A 17,269-nucleotide genomic window follows, 5' to 3' on the forward strand; every position below is an offset into this window, starting at 1 on the left:
GCCCGGACGCCGGCCGCCGGACGGCTCCGGCCCGGAACGGGCCTTCGTCCCGGGCGTATAATAGAGTGTGGCGCGGCCGGTCCCGGAAGCTGTGGTATTTTGCGCCTTCAGGCGGTTGAAATGCCGCGCCGCACCCTATAGACCGGCTGCGACCGAAGGGAATCTGCGGTAGCCAGTTCTTCCGCCGACCCCGGGTCGCCTGTTGGGGCGTAGCCAAGCGGTAAGGCAGCGGATTTTGATTCCGCCATTCGGAGGTTCGATCCCTCCCGCCCCAGCCAGCGCTTCCGACCAGCCTGAAATCGCGCACGAGGCCGGCCTGGCCGGGGAACTGCTGCACGGCTCTGCGACACATTGCTGCTGCACGGGGTGTCGTTCGAGATGGCTTTCCACACCTTTCGCCGGGACGCGGTGTATGTCTAAGGGGAAAATCGCGATCCGAAGGTTGCAGACAGAGCGACGCAATTCGTGGCACGATATGTTGCAGCATCTGGCGGGCCTTGCGGGTAAGCAAGGTTTGCGTCGAACTCGGAGCGGTTGATGAGGTTTCGGTCCGTTCTGAAGGCCGCTCTCGGGCTCGCCCTGATCTGTCCGGCGGCAAGCGCGTTGGCCGCTGAGGCCGATGACGACAGCGACGGCGACAAGAAGCCGGCCGTGCCGACGATGTACCTCGATCTCAGAACCTATTACGCGCAAATCCCACAGGGATCCTTGGCGTTTGGCTTTGGTCATCCCTCCTTCTTCAATGCGGTGCCAACGCTCGCCGGATCGAACGGCGCTGCATTGTCGACCGGATTGCCGGCAGCAAAATCACTCAACGTCGATCTTCCGTTTACGATCGATGTCACCGATCGCGTCTCGCTCTACGCCGGCGTGTCCGGCAGTTCCACGCAGTTTGCGGGCAGCGGATGGTCTTCGTTTGACATCACCAGTTGGAATATCGGTTTCCAGGCCGACATCTACCAGCAGAATGGCGGGAATTTCCCGACCGTGACGCTGCAATCCACGATCACCCAATCCGTTCCAAACGGCTCACTGACCGCAACGTCTTTCAACAACATTCTCGAGTTCGATTATGCTCTGGACAAGGACGAGACTCGCGGCTTTCTCGTAGGCATCCAGCACACACGCGTTGATGTGGGCAGCGCAGCGGTGAGAGTTAATCCAAATACGATCGGTTATGTCGGCGGCTATTATCAATGGCCGAATAACTGGAAGTTTACGGGGCGCGTCGGGGTACAGTCGTTCGAAGGCGCCCAGCTTCTGAACCTCGCGCCGATCCAGTCGTTCACCCAGCCCATCGTGCGACTCGATCTGGACCGCATGGACGACAATGACAACCGACTGTTTGGCTTGACCGCCGAGATCATGTGGCTGCCGAAACCGGCGTACCAGCTCACGCTCAGGACGCCACTATACGCGGTGCGCAACTAGCCGAGCGGCAGAGTCTCGCTAGTCGGCTATTGCTTGAGCTGCTTGATGAGATCTTCAATCTCGCGATTGCCTGGGATCAAGCGCGAGAGTTGCTCGGCATAGCCCAAGGCAGAGGCGGAATCACCTTTTTCGCGGCTCAGCGCGAGTGCCGCAGATAGGGTGTCTCGATCATCCGGATGCGCTTGCAAGTTGGTACTTAGAACGGCAAGGGCGCGGACATTGTTCTGGTGCGATCGTTGACCTGCATCAAAATGTCGTGCTCTTCCACAACATATCCTGCCAACCTAGCGGTCGGTCTGTCAGGAAGGTTGCGATTATGAAATCCATAACACCAGAACTTTTGCCTGCGGAATTGCTCTGCTCCCGTCTTTCCGTTCCGCGCTTGCGCGCGCACAAGCCGCGGTTAGTCCCACCGAAGCCCGCGCAATTGCCAAGGAAGCCTATGTCTACGGCTACCCAATGGTGGATAGCTATCGCATCCAGCATGCCTATTTCGTGGATGCCAAGAACCCCGAATATAAAGCGCCATGGAACGAGCTCCGTAACTTCTCTCGTGTCTTCACCCCGGAAGACAAGGCGGTGCAAACGCCCAACTCGGACACACCCTACTCTTTCCTCGGCATGGACTTGCGGGCCGAACCCATCGTGCTCACCGTTCCGGTGATCGAAGAGGAACGGTATTTCAGCATTCAGCTCATTGACGCCTATACTTTCAACTTCGACTACATCGGGAGTCGTAGCACCGGCAACAATGGCGGTAGCTTCCTCATCGCCGGACCTAATTGGCAAGGCTCAACCCCGAAGGGGGTGACGAAGGTTTTACGCGCCGAGACCGAATTTGCGCTGGCTGCGTACCGCACGCAACTTTTCAACCCTGGCGACATCGACAACGTGAAGAAGGTGCAGGCCGGCTACAAGGTGCAGACGCTTTCGGCTTTCCTTGGCGCGCCGGCGCCGAAGGCCGCCTCCGCGATCGATTTCATCAAACCGCTTACGTCCGACACCGAAAAGACCTCGCTTGAGTTTTTCAACATCGTCAACTTCCTCCTACAGTTCTGCCCCACGAACCCCTCCGAGAAGGAACTGATGGCGCGGTTCGCCAAGATTGGCGTTGAGGCTGGCAAGAACTTCAACGCAAGCAATCTCACGCCTGAACTGAAAACTGCCATTGAGCAGGGTATGGCTGATGCTTGGCAGGCATTGGCCCAACTGCAAAAGCGAATGGATGCTGGGGAAGTAACCAGCGCCGACACCTTCGGCAGCCGAGCATATTTGAAGAACAACTACCTTTACCGCATGGCGGCTGCCGTGGTGGGCATTTACGGTAACTCCAAGCAAGAAGCGATGTATCCGCTGTATCTCGTAGATGCGGACGGTCAGAAATTCGATGGGGCAAACCGTTACACCGTGCGCTTTGCACCGGGCCAGTTGCCGCCGGTAAATGCCTTCTGGTCACTTACGATGTACGAACTGCCGTCGAGCCTGCTCTCGGCCAATCCAATTAACCGCTACTTGCTCAACTCGCCGATGCTGTCACAGTTCAAGCGCGATGCGGACGGCGGAATTACCTTCTACATCCAAAACGAGGCTCCGGCAGCAGACAGGCAACCCAACTGGCTGCCCGCACCCAAGGGTGGCTTCTTTGTCGTTATGCGTCTCTACTGGCCGAAAGCTGAGGCGCTCGAAGGGAAGTGGAAACAGCCGCCGATGCAGCGAGCAGTTTAGTTTTCGTTCCTGCCGCCGAGGCATTGCAACGTCTGTTATTGGGCCCTTCCGCGACTTCCGGCGACGTCGAAAACGCCCTGGTTATGAGTGCACGGCTTAGCCGAGCCGCTGATCCTCATCGCCAGCCTCTATTGCTTGAGCTGCTTGATCAGATCTTCAATCTCGCGATTGCCGGGCATCAAGCGTGAGAGTTGCTCAGCGTAGCCCAAGGCAGATGCGGAATCCCCTTTTTCGCGGCTCAGCGCGAGGGCCGCAGAAACTGATTCACGATCGTTGGGATGCACTTGCAAGCTGGTCCGTAGAACGGCAAGGGCGTCATCGCGGCGGCCAGAGGAGTGTAGCCCCACGGCATAGACGTAAGCATAGCGCGGTTGACCGGGGTCCAGCTCCGCTGCTTGACGCAATTCACCGAGCGCCTCATCGGCGCGCTTTTCCCGCACGAGCACGAGGCCGAGCGCGTGGTGAAGTGAGGCATTTTGCCCGGACTTGGTCAGGGTCTCGCGAAGAATGCGTTCGCCATCGCTGTCGCGCCCAAGCTGCCGGTAGAGATCGGAAAGATTGATGGCGGCAGGCGGGAACGATGGATCAAGCCTGAGGGCCGCCCGATATTCGGCCTCGGCTTCGGCGGCACCGGCCTGTCTTGCAAGGAAGTTGCCGAGCGCAGCCCGGGCGTCCGGACGATCCGCATTCAATTTCTGCGCCGCCACGAATTCGGCAGCGGCTTGCGTGAACTTGTTGCGATCGGCGGCCGGCTGGCGCGATGGCGGAACGGAGGCAAGAAGCTCGGCGGCGCGGATGCGCACGCCGCGCACCGGATCGGTCAATTGCGCAGATGCGAGCGTCCAGAGCTGGTCGGCCGGAATGCCCTCCAGCGCATCGAGCGCGCCCAATCTCACGAGTGGATCGGGATCGGAGAGAGCGCGACGGATCAGATCGGCGTCGGGAGCGGGCAACTCGGCCAGCGCGCTGGCGCGGACTATCCCGGGAGCGTCATTCGCGACAACGGCCGAAAGGAGAGCCTGCGCGTCGGCCGCTTCGCTCCATGCCGCATGAAATGCCCGCGCATAGGCCTGAAAACCCAGGCGCTGCGGACCGAACCAGGTTTCGACCTGTTGCGCCGCCCATGCGGCGGGCTTGTCGCGATGGCAGTCGTTGCAGGCATTCGGTGTGCCAAGCCGCACCGACAAGTCGGGGCGGGGGATGCGGAAGCCGTGGTCGTGGCGGCGATCGACAACCATGTAGCGACGTTCCGGCATGTGGCAGGAGGCGCAACCTGGCGGCGGCGATACATTGGCATGCTGCCGGTGGGCGGCAGCTTCATACTTGGCCGGCGCATGGCATTGCGCACAGACGCCATCGCCGGGTGCTTTGAGTGCCGCACTGTGCGGATCATGGCAGTCGCTGCAGGTGACGCCCTTGGCGAACATCTTGCTCTGCTTGAACGAGGCGTAGTTGTAGGTCTCCTCGTCGTCGCGCATCTGGCCGTCGGCATGGAAGCGTTGCCGGTCGAGCAGCGACACCCGATGGGTTTCCGACAGGGACTTGCCCGGCATCCAGTCTTCGGAGAACTGTCCGCGTCGCGCGTGGCAGCGCCCGCAGGCCTCGACTTCCTTGCGCAGCGTTGCCGGAGGCGCGCTGCGCTTCGGAGTCATGGTTTCGGCATCGGCTGACCAGGTGATGCCCGAGCGTTCGTCGAACCGGACAAGCAGGCCCTTGTCCGGGCTGCGCGCTGCAGGCTTCTGGTGCGCCCATGCAACATGTCGCGAGCCTGCGCCATGACAGGCCTCGCAGCCGACGCTGATCTCGGAGAAGCTGGTCGCGAACCGGTCCTTCGCGGCGTCGTAATTCTTGTGCACGTTCGTCGAGTGGCACTCGGCGCACATGAAATTCCAGTTCTGATTGAGCCTGGTCCAGTGCAGGGGATCGCTGCTGGTGACGGCAGCATCCGGATAGAGATGGAACCAGCGCTGCCCGCCCTGATCTTTGGGGCGCGTGTCCCATGCAATCGACAGAGCCTGGATGCGCCCATCGGGGAATTCGATCAGATATTGCTGCAGGGGATCGACCCCGAAGGCGTATTTCACCTCGAACGTCGCAAGCTTGCCGTCCGGCCCGTCTGTCTCGATCAGAAATTTCCGGTCCTTGCGGAAGAAGCGCGAGCGTGTGCCGGCATATTCGAACGCGGCGTCGTTGAAGTCGCCGCGGACCGACGTGTCGGTCGCGTGATCCATGGCGTGGCGATGTTGCGAGCTTTGCCACAGCCGCGTCTCCGCCTGGTGGCAGCCGCTGCACGCCTGACTGCCGACAAAGCTCAGTTCTGCCTCGCGGGTCGGCGGAGACGAGATTTCGGACGTCTTGAACCAGGAAAGCCCGCTTGCGAGCAGAAAAAACAGCGCACCCGACCCGATTGCCAGCAGCGCGGCAGTTCGCAGGCGGAATGTCGGCGCGGGGCGTTGAGCAGGAGCCGAACGGCCTTGTTCAGGCCGGGCCTTCGTGGGGGCCTGCTGACGCCTGCGGCTCTTTCGAGAACCCTTCGTCACGTCCGATCACCCATCGCGTGCTGCGCAGGAAGATTTACATGCGAAGGTCGTTGTCGTGAAGGGCAATTCGGGTTTCGCGAGCGAGGTCGATGAGCGAGGCGCAGAACATCAGGAGCGCGGCCATGAACAGCATCGCAACGCCATATTCGTGGGCCACGTTGAACAGCGCACTGATGAAGGCAACGATGATGATGAGGGCGGTGAGGATCGCAGAGAGGATGGAGCAGAACAGCGACCTGTTCAAGAGCGACGCCCGGTGCCGCAGCCGGGGAATATCCGTCTTGAGGTAAGCCTTTGAGGCATCACCATCGGTGATGCCGTGAAGAAATTGGGCCCGGTCGACCACCCGGTTGATACGGGAAACGAGGACCGAGATGAAGGACGCGACGGCTCCCAGCAGGAAAGCCGGAGCCGCCACGTTGCCGATGATCCGTGCCAGCTGGTCGATCGAAGGCGTTACCGGTATTAACTGAACCACGTTCTCCATCTTCGCTCGATTCTCCAGCTTCCTCAGGTGTCGCGAATGCGCCGGATGGACGAGATATTGAGCGTGTCGTCCTTCAGCGCAGTCTTGGTCTGGCAGATCCGAACGCTGAGATTGAAGGACAGGTTTGGCGGGCAGGCAGCGCGGCACCTACTGCGGTTGCGATGAAATCGCGGCGACGAAGGGCAATCGCTCCCGGTTCGGGAGCGCCGTCGAGCTTCGACACGTCGGTGCCGCCCTGCCATACGCTGGACAGCAGCCATCACTCCATGCACTTCCGGACGAACTGCACGCGTTCCACAAGCCCAAGGCCTTTCGCCTGCTTGCGGCAGCCTTCCAGTTTGTCGATGCGCAGCTCGACCTTCTGAGCCAAATTGAGTCCGATGTCGCCCGAAACCTGTGGCGCGGTGCCACCGGTCGGGGCCGTCTCGGCATCGGCGGACGGACCGTCTCCGGCGGCCCGCGCCGCAGCCTGCAGGCGCTTGATGTCTTCGGGCGACAGCTTTGGCCGGTCGATGTTCAGCGTGATCTTGTTCAGCTTGCCGGTGAAGGTGAACGGCGTGCTGTAGTCGTTATCGTCGACCGGCGTGCCGGTATCGGAACCGATGTCGAGCGATTCGTCGAACTGCAGGATGAAGGGAAGCGTATGCTCCATCTTTTGGGTTGCGACCTCGGTGCCGTCAACCTTCAGCACCCCGGTGCCGCCCTTGCCGACGCCGCTGTAATCGCCGAACGCCATCGTCGCCGGACCGAGTCCATCATACCTGAAATCGAATTCAAGTATGTGCTTGCCGGGCGTGAGGTCCGGTCCTTCCCAGCGCACGCGCTTGAGATCGACCAAATTCCAGGTGAACACCGGCTTGTTCTTCAACACGTAGAAGCCGTAACCCGCGAACCGGCCGCCTTGGGTGATCAGCATGCCGTCGCTGCCGCCCTGAGGTATCTCGATCTCGACCTTGAAGTTGTAGGATGTATTGAGGACGCTCGGCGCGTCGCCGTTCGGAGTGCCGGTGATCGGCCTTGTCCAGACGAACTGCGAGCGGCCTGCGCTCAGGCTCGGCCGCGGCGCGAGGGCTCTGGCGACCAGCGTCGAATCGAGCGGGAACACCTGATACTTCGTTGCCTCCTTGATGAACAATTCCTGCAGTTCCTTGAGCTTCGCCGGGTTCTTTGCGGCGAGATCATCGGACTGGGTCCAGTCATTGCGCAGGTCGTAAAGCTCCCATTGGAAGTTGGCCGGATCGACGGTCTTCGCGACTGTCACCCAGGGCGGCCGTATCACCGTGGTGCTGGCGATCCAGCCGTCGTCGTAGATGGCTCGATCTGCCATCATCTCGAAATACTGCGTCTTGTGCGTCGTGGGCGCATTCGCGTTGTTCTTGTCGAAGGTGTACATCATGCTGACACCTTCGATCGGGCTCTGCTTGATGCCATCCACCATGTCGGGCTGCTTGATCTTCGCCGCTTCGAGAATGGTCGGAACAATGTCGATGACGTGGTGGAACTGGTTACGAATCCCGCCCTTATCCGTGATCACCTTCGGCCATGAGATCGCCATGCCCTGGCGGGTCCCGCCGAAGTGCGACACGATCTGCTTGGTCCAGGAGAATGGCGTATCGAATGCCCAGGCCCAGCCAATCGACATGTGGTTGTAGGTGCGGTCGGTGCCCCAGACGTCGTAGAAATACTTTAGCTGGTCCTCGACCGATGGATTGGCGCCATTGAACATCGCCATTTCGTTCGGAGTGCCGTTGGGCTGACCCTCGGCGCTGGTGCCATTGTCGCCCTCGATGTATATGATCAACGTGTTGTCGAGCTTGCCCATGTCCTCGACTGCCTGGATCACGCGACCGATCTCGTTGTCGGCGTAGGCGGCATAGGCGGCGAACACATCGGCCTGGCGGACGAATAGCTTCTTTTCGTCGGCGCCAAGTTGATCCCATTCCTTGATCAGATCCTTCGGCCACGGAGTCAGCTTGGCGTTCTGCGGGATCACGCCGAGCTTCTTCTGGTTGGCGAAGATGGTCTCTCGCAGCTTGTTCCAGCCATCGTCGAACAGATGCATGGCGCTGATCTTGTCGACCCATTCCTTGGTCGGGTGATGCGGCGCGTGGGTCGCGCCCGGCGCAAATTTGATGAGGAACGGCTGATCGGGCGATAGCGCGTTCATCCGGTTCATGTAGTCGATGGCTTCGTCCGCCATCGCCGTCATCAGATTCCAGCCCGGCTTGTCGACAAAGGGATAGATCGGCGTGGTGTTGCGGACCAGCGTGCCCGACTGCCACTGGCTCGTGTCGCCGCCCATGAATCCGTAGAAATACTCAAAGCCCATGCCGGTCGGCCATTGATCGAACGGTCCGGCCTGGCTCGCCTGATATTCCGGTGTGTTATGGTTCTTGCCGAACCACGCGGTGTGGTAGCCGTTGTCGGTGAGGATGCGGCCGATCGTGGCCTTATCTTTGGTGATGATGCTGTCATATCCGGGAAAGCCTGTGGCTTGCTCTGCGACCACCCCGAAGCCGGCCGAATGATGATTGCGCCCGGTGATCAGCGCGGCGCGGGTTGGCGAGCACAGTGCGGTCGAATGGAAATTGGTATAGCGCAGACCGTTCGCGGCGATGCGGTCGAGCGCCGGAGTCGGGATGACCCCGCCGAACGTGCTCGGTACGCCATACCCGGCATCATCTGTAATGATCAAAAGGACGTTCGGTGCGTTCTTGGGTGGCACGATACGCGCCGGCCAGTACGGCTTCGAATTCGTTGCCCCCTGTTCGATCTTGCCCCCAAACTTCTGCGGCGGCGGTGGAAGCTGGTCGCCGGGAATGGTGATGGTCGCAGCCGGGGAGCCCGGAGGTGGCGTGGTTGGTTGCGCTTGCTGTGCAAACGCCGGGGATATCGCCGATGCCAAAAATAGTACGGAAGCAATCGCACGAAAATTCATTGCAAGCCCTCCTGAGAGGCGCTCAAACGCGCGGATGCTGTCATTCTTCAGGATCATGCAGAGAGCGACGTTGATGCAGATCAATCCACGGCATCCTCAAGATCGGCTTCAGCCGCTATATCGAGAAGTCTTCTGCGCTCTCGCGATCTCTCTTGGCTAACCAGGCGTGACCGAGGAAGATCACAAGGATCGCGTGGAGCGCGATCGCCGGCCATAAGAGGATACCAGTTAACTGGTGGCCGATCGCGAGGTAAAGGAGGTAGATTGCTGCCAGGACGTTGTAGGTCATCAGCGCGCGAACGGATGATGGCAGTGGGCCCACCGCGCCAGAAGGCCAGGTGGCGAGTGTCAGTCCGAGCAGAGCGATAGACGTCAGCCGGCCGAGCGCGCTGCCGGCATCCGAAAATTCACTGCCGAATACCAGCCGGGCGAACCATGACGGTCGAGCGAACAGGACGAGACCGGTCGCCGCGGCCTCGATGGCCGCGGCGAGAACGGTCCATCTTGCGATCTCCACGCCTTTCAACATACCGATCTCTGCTGACACCCGAACTCATCCCACGCGTCTGACTGGTGGAATCTTGTAGGTGCCATCGAGCAACGGCTTGCTCGGCTGGTACGCGCGGATGGTCAAGTTGAACGGAAGACTCGGCGGACAGGGCAGCCAGTTTGCTTCCTTGTCGGCACCGGGCGTCGTGGCCTGGATGTAGATATCCAGCGAGCCGTCCGCGTTGTACTTGAGTGGCATTCCGGAAAGAATCCCGTAGCGGTCAATTGAGTTCCGTACGTAAAAATTCTCGCGATAGGGCGAGACGGACCAGACGCCGCTGGCCGAGGGCGGAAAGTCATCCTTGCCGAAATGCAGAACGTGCCTGGCGGCACCATCCAGAACATTGCCATCGCCGTCCACGAATGCACTGGGATACACGGCATCATCGGAGGTCAACGCACCAAGTCCGAGCCAGGCGATCAGGGCGCGGGTGTTGTAGTCGGTGCCATATCTCCCGATATTCAGCATGTTGATCCAGCCGTTCACAGACGGCGTTTCGTAAGGTCCCTCCTGAAACTTCAGCCATACCTCGCCCGGTGCGCCGTTCAGGCCCTTGATGATGGCGCGATCCAGCTTGCTGGTGTCGAACTCCTTGCCAGGTTCGATGCCGAGCTTCTTGAGTTTCTCGAGCATCTTGGTGTCGGCCGGATAGGGCGGGTTGTCTTTCAACAGCATCGCCAGACGCTTGAAAAACATCTCCCCCGTCATCAATCGCACCTGATCGTACGGAGTTGTGGTGAGGTCCACGGCAGGATCGATCGGAACGTCGCTGGGCGGCATATACGGCTTGCCCCATGCGCTGAGCGGCGTGATTAGGAGCTGATCCTGCAGGGCATGGATTTCCGAAAAGTCATGCGGGCCCGCGGCCGACATCTGCACGAGCAACCATGCAAAGCGCGTCGGGCATCGGTAGATGTCCTTGACGTCCGACGGCGCGATGCCGTTCCACTTGGGCCCGGCGACGAGGAACTTGCCTGCGCCCGTGCCGGTGGTGCGGCTGCCGATCGAGCCAAAATCGTCGGTCCACATATTCATCAACTGCAGGACGATGTAACGCCCCTTCGTGTCGGGGTGCGAGGCAACAAGCGGCTCCTTGTCGAGATCAAGAACGGCGAACGACCACACCGAGTTGACGCTGATCCGCACGACATCCTTGAAATCCGGGCTGACGTAGCCCTTCATCCGACCGAATTGGTTGATGGGTGCCTTGTATTCTCCCGACTTTGATGTCGCCGTGATCACGCCATTTGTCACGTCCATCATGACCAGCGGGAAGCCATAGACGTAACACTCCATACCAAGCAGGTATGCGATCTCCTCTTTCACATCATCTTTCAGGTCCTTAAGGTCTCCCAGCTCTCCCTTCAGAAATTGGCCTAGTTCTTCCGCTCGAGTCTGCGCGGTGCTCGATCCTGGCAGCGTGGCGGCCGCGCCCAGCGCCAGAGCGCCCAGACCCAGATCACGGCGGTGGATCCTGAACGAATTCATCCACTGATTGGCGATGTTCATGGCGATCTCCTCTGCCTTGAGTTCAATCGCGGGTTCAATGCAGTGCTAGTTCTTGCCTGTCGTCTGTGACTTCGGCTCAGGTTCGAGCTTGAAGGTCAGTTTGTTGATCTTGCCGGTGAACTTGAACGGAGTGTCGTAGCGATACTCCACGAGGGCCACTCCCGTGCGGGTGTCCCGGCCGACATCGAAGGTCTCATCCTCGGGGAACGTGACAGGTATGGTGTGCTCCAGGGAATTCCTGGCTACTTCCTTGCCGTCCACCGAGAGCACGCCCGTGCCACCTTTGCCCAGGCCCGGTTCATCGGGCTTGAAGTCGAAGGCGATGGTGTGCTTGCCGGCGCCTAGCTCGGGCCCCTCCCACGTCGTGCGCTTGAGGTCGAGCAGGTTATAGAGGAACACCACCTTGCCTCGGCCGACGCCAAACTCGCCTTTGCTCAGGAACAGGCCGTAGCCTCCGAAGCGGCCGCCATGGGTGACGATCATCCCCTCAGCTCCGCCTTCGGGAATGTCCACTTCAGCGGTGATGCTGTAGCTCTTGTTCAGGATGTCGGGCGCCGCACTGGCGGGCGTGCCGATCAGTTCGCCCGAATACGTGAAGACCGTTCGTCCGGCCGTGAGACTCGGGCGCGGCGTGTTCCAGCGCGCCAGCGTCGAGTTGTCGAGCGGCAGCACGTTGTACTTCTTCGCCTCGGCGTAGAAGAGATCCTGCATCTGCTTGAGCTTGTCAGGCATCTTGGCAGCGAGATCGTTGAACTGCGTGGGATCTTCCTGAACGTTGTAGAGCTCCCAGTTGTAGCCGGTGATCACGTCCGGCGGCGTCTTGGTGCTCAGCTCCCAGGGGAGCGTCGCAGGCGTCGTGGCCGCCACCCACCCGTCCTGATAGATGGCGCGATTGCCGAGCATCTCGAAATATTGCGTGGTGTGGCGCGACGCTGTGTTGGCGTTCGCCTTGTCCCACGTGTACGTCATGCCGACGCCTTCGATGGGAATCTGCTTGATCCCGTTGATCGTGTCGGGTTGCGAAATGCCGGTCGCTTCGAGAATGGTCGGCACGATGTCAATCACGTGGTGGAACTGGCGGCGGATGCCGCCGACATCCGTGATGTGGCCCGGCCAGGACATGACCACGCCCTGGGCCGTCCCGCCGAAGTGTGATGGCACCTGCTTCACCCACTTGAAGGGTGTATCCATCGTCCACGCCCAGCCGGCCGCGAAATGCGGGAATGTCCGCTCCGATCCCCAGAACGGATACCAGAGCAACTGATCCTTCACCGGCACGGGAACGCCATTGAAGGTGGTGAACTCGTTCGGTGTGCCGTTGAGCATGCCTTCGGCGCTCGCACCGTTGTCGCCGCCGATGTAGATGATCAGGGTGTTGTTTAGCTCTCCTAAGTCCTCGACCGCCTGGATGACCCGTCCGATCTCATGGTCGGCGTAGGCGAGATAGGCGCCATAAACATCCGCCTGCTTGATGAAGAGCTTCTTTTCGTCCCAGCTCAGCGAGTCCCACTCCGGCAGGTCCTTCGGCCACGGGGTGAGCTTGGCGTTCTCGGGCATGATGCCGAGCCGCTTCTGGTTGGCGAAGATCTTCTCGCGCACCTTGTTCCAGCCCTCGTCGAACAGGTGCATGTCGCTGATCTTCTTGACCCACTCGGGCGTGGGGTGATGCGGCGCATGTGTGGCGCCCGGGACGTAATAGATGAAGAACGGCTTGTCCGGCGCGACCTCCTTGAGCTGCTTCATGTGCTGAATGGCCTCGTCGGCCATCGCAGTCTCCAGATTCCAGCCGGGATTACCCTGGAAGGGATAGATCGCCGTCGTGTTGCGGAAGAGATTCGGCTGCCACTGGCTCGCATCGCCGCCGACGAAGCCGTAGAAATAATCGAAGCCCATTCCGTTCGGCCATTGGTCGAACGGCCCGGCCTGGCTCGACTGATAGGACGGCGTGTTGTGATCCTTGCCGAACCACGAAGTCGCGTAGCCGTTCGCCTTCAGAATGGTGCCGATCGTGCCTTTCTCGATCGGGATGATCGAGTCGTAACCCGGGAAACCCGTTGCGATTTCGCCGACCACCCCATAGCCGACCGAGTGATGGTTGCGTCCGGTGATCAACGCTGCGCGGGTCGGCGAGCATAGCGACGTCGAATGGAAGTTCGTGTAGCGCAAGCCGGCCTTTGCGATCCGGTCCATGCTGGGCGTCGGGATGATGCCGCCGAAGGTGCTCGGTGCGCCAAAACCCTGGTCATCCGTCATGATCACTAGCACGTTCGGCGCGCCCTTGGGCGGCACGACGCGCGGCGGCCACCATGGCGTCGACTCGGATGCCTTGTCCTTGATGACCCCGCCGAACTTCGGATCGGGAGGCGGGAGCTGGTTGCCGGGAATGGTGATGGTCGCGGCCGGGGAGCCCGGAGGCGGCGTGGTCGGTTGCGCTTGCTGCGCAAATGCAGGGGCGGATATCGCCGATGTCAAAAATAGTATGGAAACAATCGCACGAAAATTCATTGCATGCCCTCCTGAGAGGCGCGCAAACGCGCGGATGTCGTCATCCTTCAGGATCATGCAGAGAGTGACGTTGATGCAGATCAACCCACCGGGGGCGACGCCGAGGGGCAGCGTCGGCCGCCCGGCTATCCTAACCAGCAGGGCACGCTCATCTTTTGCATGGGTTTACCGGTGCCACGCGGGTCAAGCATCTGCAACACGCCAGCACATTGGAGAGCAGAACGCGCTCACACTCGCCATCGTGTACCGGACGGCCGAACGACGGACCTTGAGCGAAATCAACGGGACGAAATTTCAGGGTCGCACACTTCCAAGGGCAAGCTTTCTTGACCTTCCCCCCGGATCGACAGCGACCCGCTATGCGCGTCCACAAGCTCAATCATCCCGTCGCCGGTGCCGTGCTCGCGATCACCTTGGTTGCAGCAATTTCGTTGGCGTCCTGGCAGAAGCTTCCTGCGAAGCACCGGCTTGCAATCAAGAGCGATCGTCTCGAGCAAATCGATCCTCGTGACCCGGGGCTCGGTTGTGCGCAAGCCGTGTGGCCCTATGGATGTGGTTGGCAACTGCCTCCGGAAAGACGAGAGACGAAAAGGCACTTCCCAAAACGGCGGCAGGGATTGCTTTGGTTTTTCTCATGACCAGGCGCGAGGTCTTCACCGCAGCGGCTCGACCTTTGCAGCCATGTCGGGCGCACGGCTGACCCTGTAGGTCGCGTTGCCACACTTCAGCACCCACACGGCGCGGTCGGGCTTTGATCGTTGTCGATCCCTGACTGCACCGAGTGGCTTGTCACAGGCAAAGCCTTGCATGCGTATCTGCGCCGCGAGCATGCTCTGCGGCGTTTCCTGAGCGGTTTGGGCGGGCCCTGTCGTCAGTCCCATCGTGCTTGCCAGCACCAGTACACCAAGCGTCCTGTAAACGTTACCCTCCTGCTGTGACCGGGGACCTGCCTTCGCGAGCTTTGGCATGAATCATGTGGCCGGACCTTCCGTTCGCCTTCGACGCCTATTGCTTGTCTCGCATTGTCTTCGCGACCGTCTCCTTTTCCGCGGATGACATCTCGTTCGGTCCGAGCTTCACGGTCAGCTTGTTGAGCTTGCCGGTGAAGCGGAATGGCACCTGGTAGTCCTGGTCATCCACCGACGTGCCGGTGTCGAGGCCGACGTTGAAGGTCTCATCCCACATCAGGGTTATGGGAAGACTGCGCGGCATGGGATGGCTGTCCACCACCTTGCCATCGACCTTCAAGGTGCCGGTGCCGCCCTTGCCGAGGCCCGGTCCGTCATATTTCCAGTCGAACTCCAGCGTGTGCTTGCCCGGGGCGAGCGTCTCCTTGGCCTGCCACTTGACGCGCTCCAGGGCGACCAGATTCCAGGTAAACACCGGCTGGCCCTTCAGCAGGTAGAAGCCGTAGCCGGCGAACCGGCCGCCGTCGGTCATCAGCATGCCCTCGCCGCCGCCTTGGGGAACGTCGACCTCGGCGGTGACCGTGTACGACCGGTTCAGCAGGCTCGGCGCGGAGCCTGTTTCCGGGAACGGCACGTTGCTCAGCTCACCCGAATAGGTGAACTGGGTCCGGCCCGGAGCGTAGCTCGGCTTGTGCGAAATGAACCTGGTCAAACGCGTGTCGTCGAGCGGGAACACCTGGTACTTCGCAGCTTCCATCGTAAACAATTGCTGCATGTCGCGCAGCTTGTCCGGCATCTTGGCGGCGAGGTCGTTCGACTGCGTCCAGTCTTCGTTGATATTGTAGAGCTCCCAACGGTAGGCGTTCATGACGTCCGAGGGCGGCTCCGCCAAACTGAGGTCCCAAGGCGGGCTCAGCGGAGGCGTCGAGGCCATCCAGCCATCCTGATAAACGGCCCGCTTGCCGAACATTTCGAAGTACTGCGTCGTCCTCCGGCTGGGCGCGCTGCCACCTTCCCAGGTGTAGGCCATGCTCACGCCTTCGATCGGCTTCTGGGCGATGCCGTTGACCGTCACCGGCTCGGGGACGCCAACCGCCTCGAGGATTGTCGGCACGACGTCGATTACATGGTGGAATTGGTGACGGACGCCGCCAGCGTCCTTGATTCGCGCCGGCCAGGCCATGGCCATGCCGTTGCGGGTGCCGCCGAAATACGACGCGATCTGCTTGGTCCATTTGAAGGGCGTATCCCAGGCCCACGCCCAGCCCACCGCGTAGTGGGGGTAGGTCTGGTCGGAGCCCCAGGCGTCATAGAACTTCATGTTCATTTCGACCGTCGGGTGCACGGCGTTGGCAACCGCGAACTCGTTGTAAAGACCATGGAGCGTGCCCTCCGGGCTCGCGCCGTTGTCACCGCTGACGTAGATGACGAGCGTGTTGTCGAGCTTGCCGGTGTCCGCGATGGCCTGGATGACACGACCAATCTCGTAGTCGGTGTAAGCTAGATACGCAGCATAGACGTCGGCTTGCCGGGTGTAGAGCTTCTTCGCCTCGGGCGAAAGCGTATCCCACTTCGGGATGCTGTCCGGCCAGGCCGTTAGCTGCGCGTTCTGCGGAATCACACCCAGTCGTTTCTGGTTAGCGAAGATCTGTTCACGCAGGTCGTTCCAACCCTTGTCGAACAGATGCAAATCGCTGATCTTCTTGATCCACTCGGGCGTCGGATGGTGCGGCGAGTGCGTGCCGCCGGGCGCGTAGTAGATCATGAAGGGACGGTCGGGCTGGACGTCGTTCAGCATCTTGATGCGCCCGATCGCCTCATCGGCCATCGCGGTGATCAGATTCCAGCCGGGATTTCCCTGGAAGGGTTGGATCGGAGTGGTGTTGCGGAAGAGATTGTTCGGCTGCCATTGGCTCGTGTCATCGCCTGGGAAGCCGTAAAAGTAGTCGAAGCCCTTGATGGGTCCGGTCGGCCAGTTGTGGAAGGGGCCAGCCTGGCTCGCCTCCCACTGCGGCAGGTTGTGGTCCTTGCCGTACCACGAGGTGTCGTAGCCGTGCTGCCGGAGGATCTCGCCGATGGCGACGGCGTCGCGCGGGATGATGCTGTTGTAGCCGGGGTAGCCGGTCGCCTGATCGACGACGACGCCAGTGCCCACGGAGTGATGGTTGCGGCCGGTGAGGAGCGCAGCGCGCGTTGGCGAGCACAGCGCCACGGTGTGGAACGCCGTGTAGCGCAGACCCGTCTGGGCGATACGGTCCAGCGCCGGCGTCGGGATCACGCCGCCGAAGGTGCTTGGCGCGCTAAAGCCGACATCGTCCGTCATGATCAGCAGCACATTGGGCGCGCCCTTTGGCGGGACAATGCGCGCCGGCCAGTACGGCTTCGATTGCACGGCGTTGGGATTGATCTCGCCCCTGAACGGCTGCGGCGGATTCGGCAGATACCTGCCGTCGATCGTGGTCGTCGCCCCGGGCGAACCGGGAGTGCCAGTGGTTTGCTGGGCGTTGGCGTTGAGGGCTGTCAACGGCATCAGCAAGAGAGCAGCGAGCAGAAAGCGCGAACTAATTCGGCGATGCAGGTTCGAGGCGCTCATCATTGGCTAACTCCCGAAAACCGAACTGATCTGACTTGGCTGGAAGCCGAAATCTTCTCTCCTGGTCGGCGGTACGTAGCCCC

9 protein-coding genes and 1 tRNA gene are annotated in these 17,269 nt (G+C 60.9%); 3 read left to right on the plus strand and 7 right to left on the minus strand.

Annotated elements, in window-relative coordinates; all coding sequences use genetic code 11:
• Positions 1 to 203 precede the first annotated feature (203 nt).
• The 3 genes from AAFG50_RS12050 (at position 204) to AAFG50_RS12060 (ending at position 3,156) form a co-directional block, all read left to right on the plus strand.
• Positions 204 to 278, plus strand: a tRNA-Gln gene (locus AAFG50_RS12050).
• Between the two features lie 259 nt (positions 279 to 537).
• Positions 538 to 1,431: a hypothetical protein gene (locus AAFG50_RS12055; protein ID WP_028175577.1), complete on the plus strand. Its 894-nt coding sequence runs from the start codon at positions 538 to 540 to the stop codon at positions 1,429 to 1,431.
• Positions 1,432 to 1,788: 357 nt separating this feature from the next.
• Positions 1,789 to 3,156, plus strand: coding sequence for a DUF1254 domain-containing protein (locus tag AAFG50_RS12060; RefSeq protein WP_231166722.1), 1,368 nt, complete (start codon positions 1,789 to 1,791; stop codon positions 3,154 to 3,156).
• Positions 3,157 to 3,284: 128 nt separating this feature from the next.
• On the opposite strand, the gene AAFG50_RS12065 is transcribed toward AAFG50_RS12060, so the two are convergent.
• The 7 genes from AAFG50_RS12065 to AAFG50_RS12095 all read right to left on the minus strand — a co-directional run bounded on the left by AAFG50_RS12065 (position 3,285) and on the right by AAFG50_RS12095 (position 17,189).
• Positions 3,285 to 5,696 (minus strand): tetratricopeptide repeat protein, encoded by a 2,412-nt coding sequence (locus AAFG50_RS12065; RefSeq protein ID WP_028175576.1) that lies wholly within the window; start codon positions 5,694 to 5,696, stop codon positions 3,285 to 3,287.
• A 34-nt stretch (positions 5,697 to 5,730) separates the two neighbouring features.
• The gene (locus tag AAFG50_RS12070) at positions 5,731 to 6,183 is read right to left on the minus strand and encodes a DUF2721 domain-containing protein (protein WP_049832581.1); all 453 of its coding nucleotides are present in this window, start codon (positions 6,181 to 6,183) and stop codon (positions 5,731 to 5,733) included.
• 259 nt (positions 6,184 to 6,442) lie between these two features.
• The gene (locus AAFG50_RS12075; RefSeq protein ID WP_039184991.1) at positions 6,443 to 9,121 is read right to left on the minus strand and encodes an arylsulfatase; all 2,679 of its coding nucleotides are present in this window, start codon (positions 9,119 to 9,121) and stop codon (positions 6,443 to 6,445) included.
• Between the two features lie 115 nt (positions 9,122 to 9,236).
• On the minus strand, positions 9,237 to 9,668 hold the full coding sequence (locus AAFG50_RS12080; protein ID WP_231166662.1) for a hypothetical protein: 432 nt from the start codon (positions 9,666 to 9,668) through the stop codon (positions 9,237 to 9,239).
• Between the two features lie 6 nt (positions 9,669 to 9,674).
• Positions 9,675 to 11,180 (minus strand): DUF1254 domain-containing protein, encoded by a 1,506-nt coding sequence (locus AAFG50_RS12085; RefSeq protein WP_028175573.1) that lies wholly within the window; start codon positions 11,178 to 11,180, stop codon positions 9,675 to 9,677.
• A 45-nt stretch (positions 11,181 to 11,225) separates the two neighbouring features.
• Positions 11,226 to 13,685 (minus strand): arylsulfatase, encoded by a 2,460-nt coding sequence (locus AAFG50_RS12090; protein ID WP_039184995.1) that lies wholly within the window; start codon positions 13,683 to 13,685, stop codon positions 11,226 to 11,228.
• Between the two features lie 1,005 nt (positions 13,686 to 14,690).
• Entirely contained in the window at positions 14,691 to 17,189 is a 2,499-nt protein-coding gene (locus AAFG50_RS12095) for an arylsulfatase (RefSeq protein ID WP_028175571.1), read from the minus strand.
• Positions 17,190 to 17,269: the final 80 nt, after the last annotated feature.

Source organism: Bradyrhizobium sp. B039, from assembly GCF_038965675.1.
Classification (GTDB): Bacteria; Pseudomonadota; Alphaproteobacteria; order Rhizobiales; family Xanthobacteraceae; genus Bradyrhizobium; species Bradyrhizobium diazoefficiens.

What these genes read in the sequence shown, in the direction of transcription:
- AAFG50_RS12090 (WP_039184995.1), bottom strand. Translation starts at nt 13,685, where the DNA reads ATGAATTTTCGTGCGATTGTTTCCATACTATTTTTGACATCGGCGATA.
- AAFG50_RS12070 (WP_049832581.1), bottom strand. Translation starts at nt 6,183, where the DNA reads ATGGAGAACGTGGTTCAGTTAATACCGGTAACGCCTTCGATCGACCAG.
- AAFG50_RS12085 (WP_028175573.1), bottom strand. Translation starts at nt 11,180, where the DNA reads ATGAACATCGCCAATCAGTGGATGAATTCGTTCAGGATCCACCGCCGT.
- AAFG50_RS12095 (WP_028175571.1), bottom strand. Translation starts at nt 17,189, where the DNA reads ATGATGAGCGCCTCGAACCTGCATCGCCGAATTAGTTCGCGCTTTCTG.
- AAFG50_RS12055 (WP_028175577.1), top strand. Translation starts at nt 538, where the DNA reads ATGAGGTTTCGGTCCGTTCTGAAGGCCGCTCTCGGGCTCGCCCTGATC.
- AAFG50_RS12075 (WP_039184991.1), bottom strand. Translation starts at nt 9,121, where the DNA reads ATGAATTTTCGTGCGATTGCTTCCGTACTATTTTTGGCATCGGCGATA.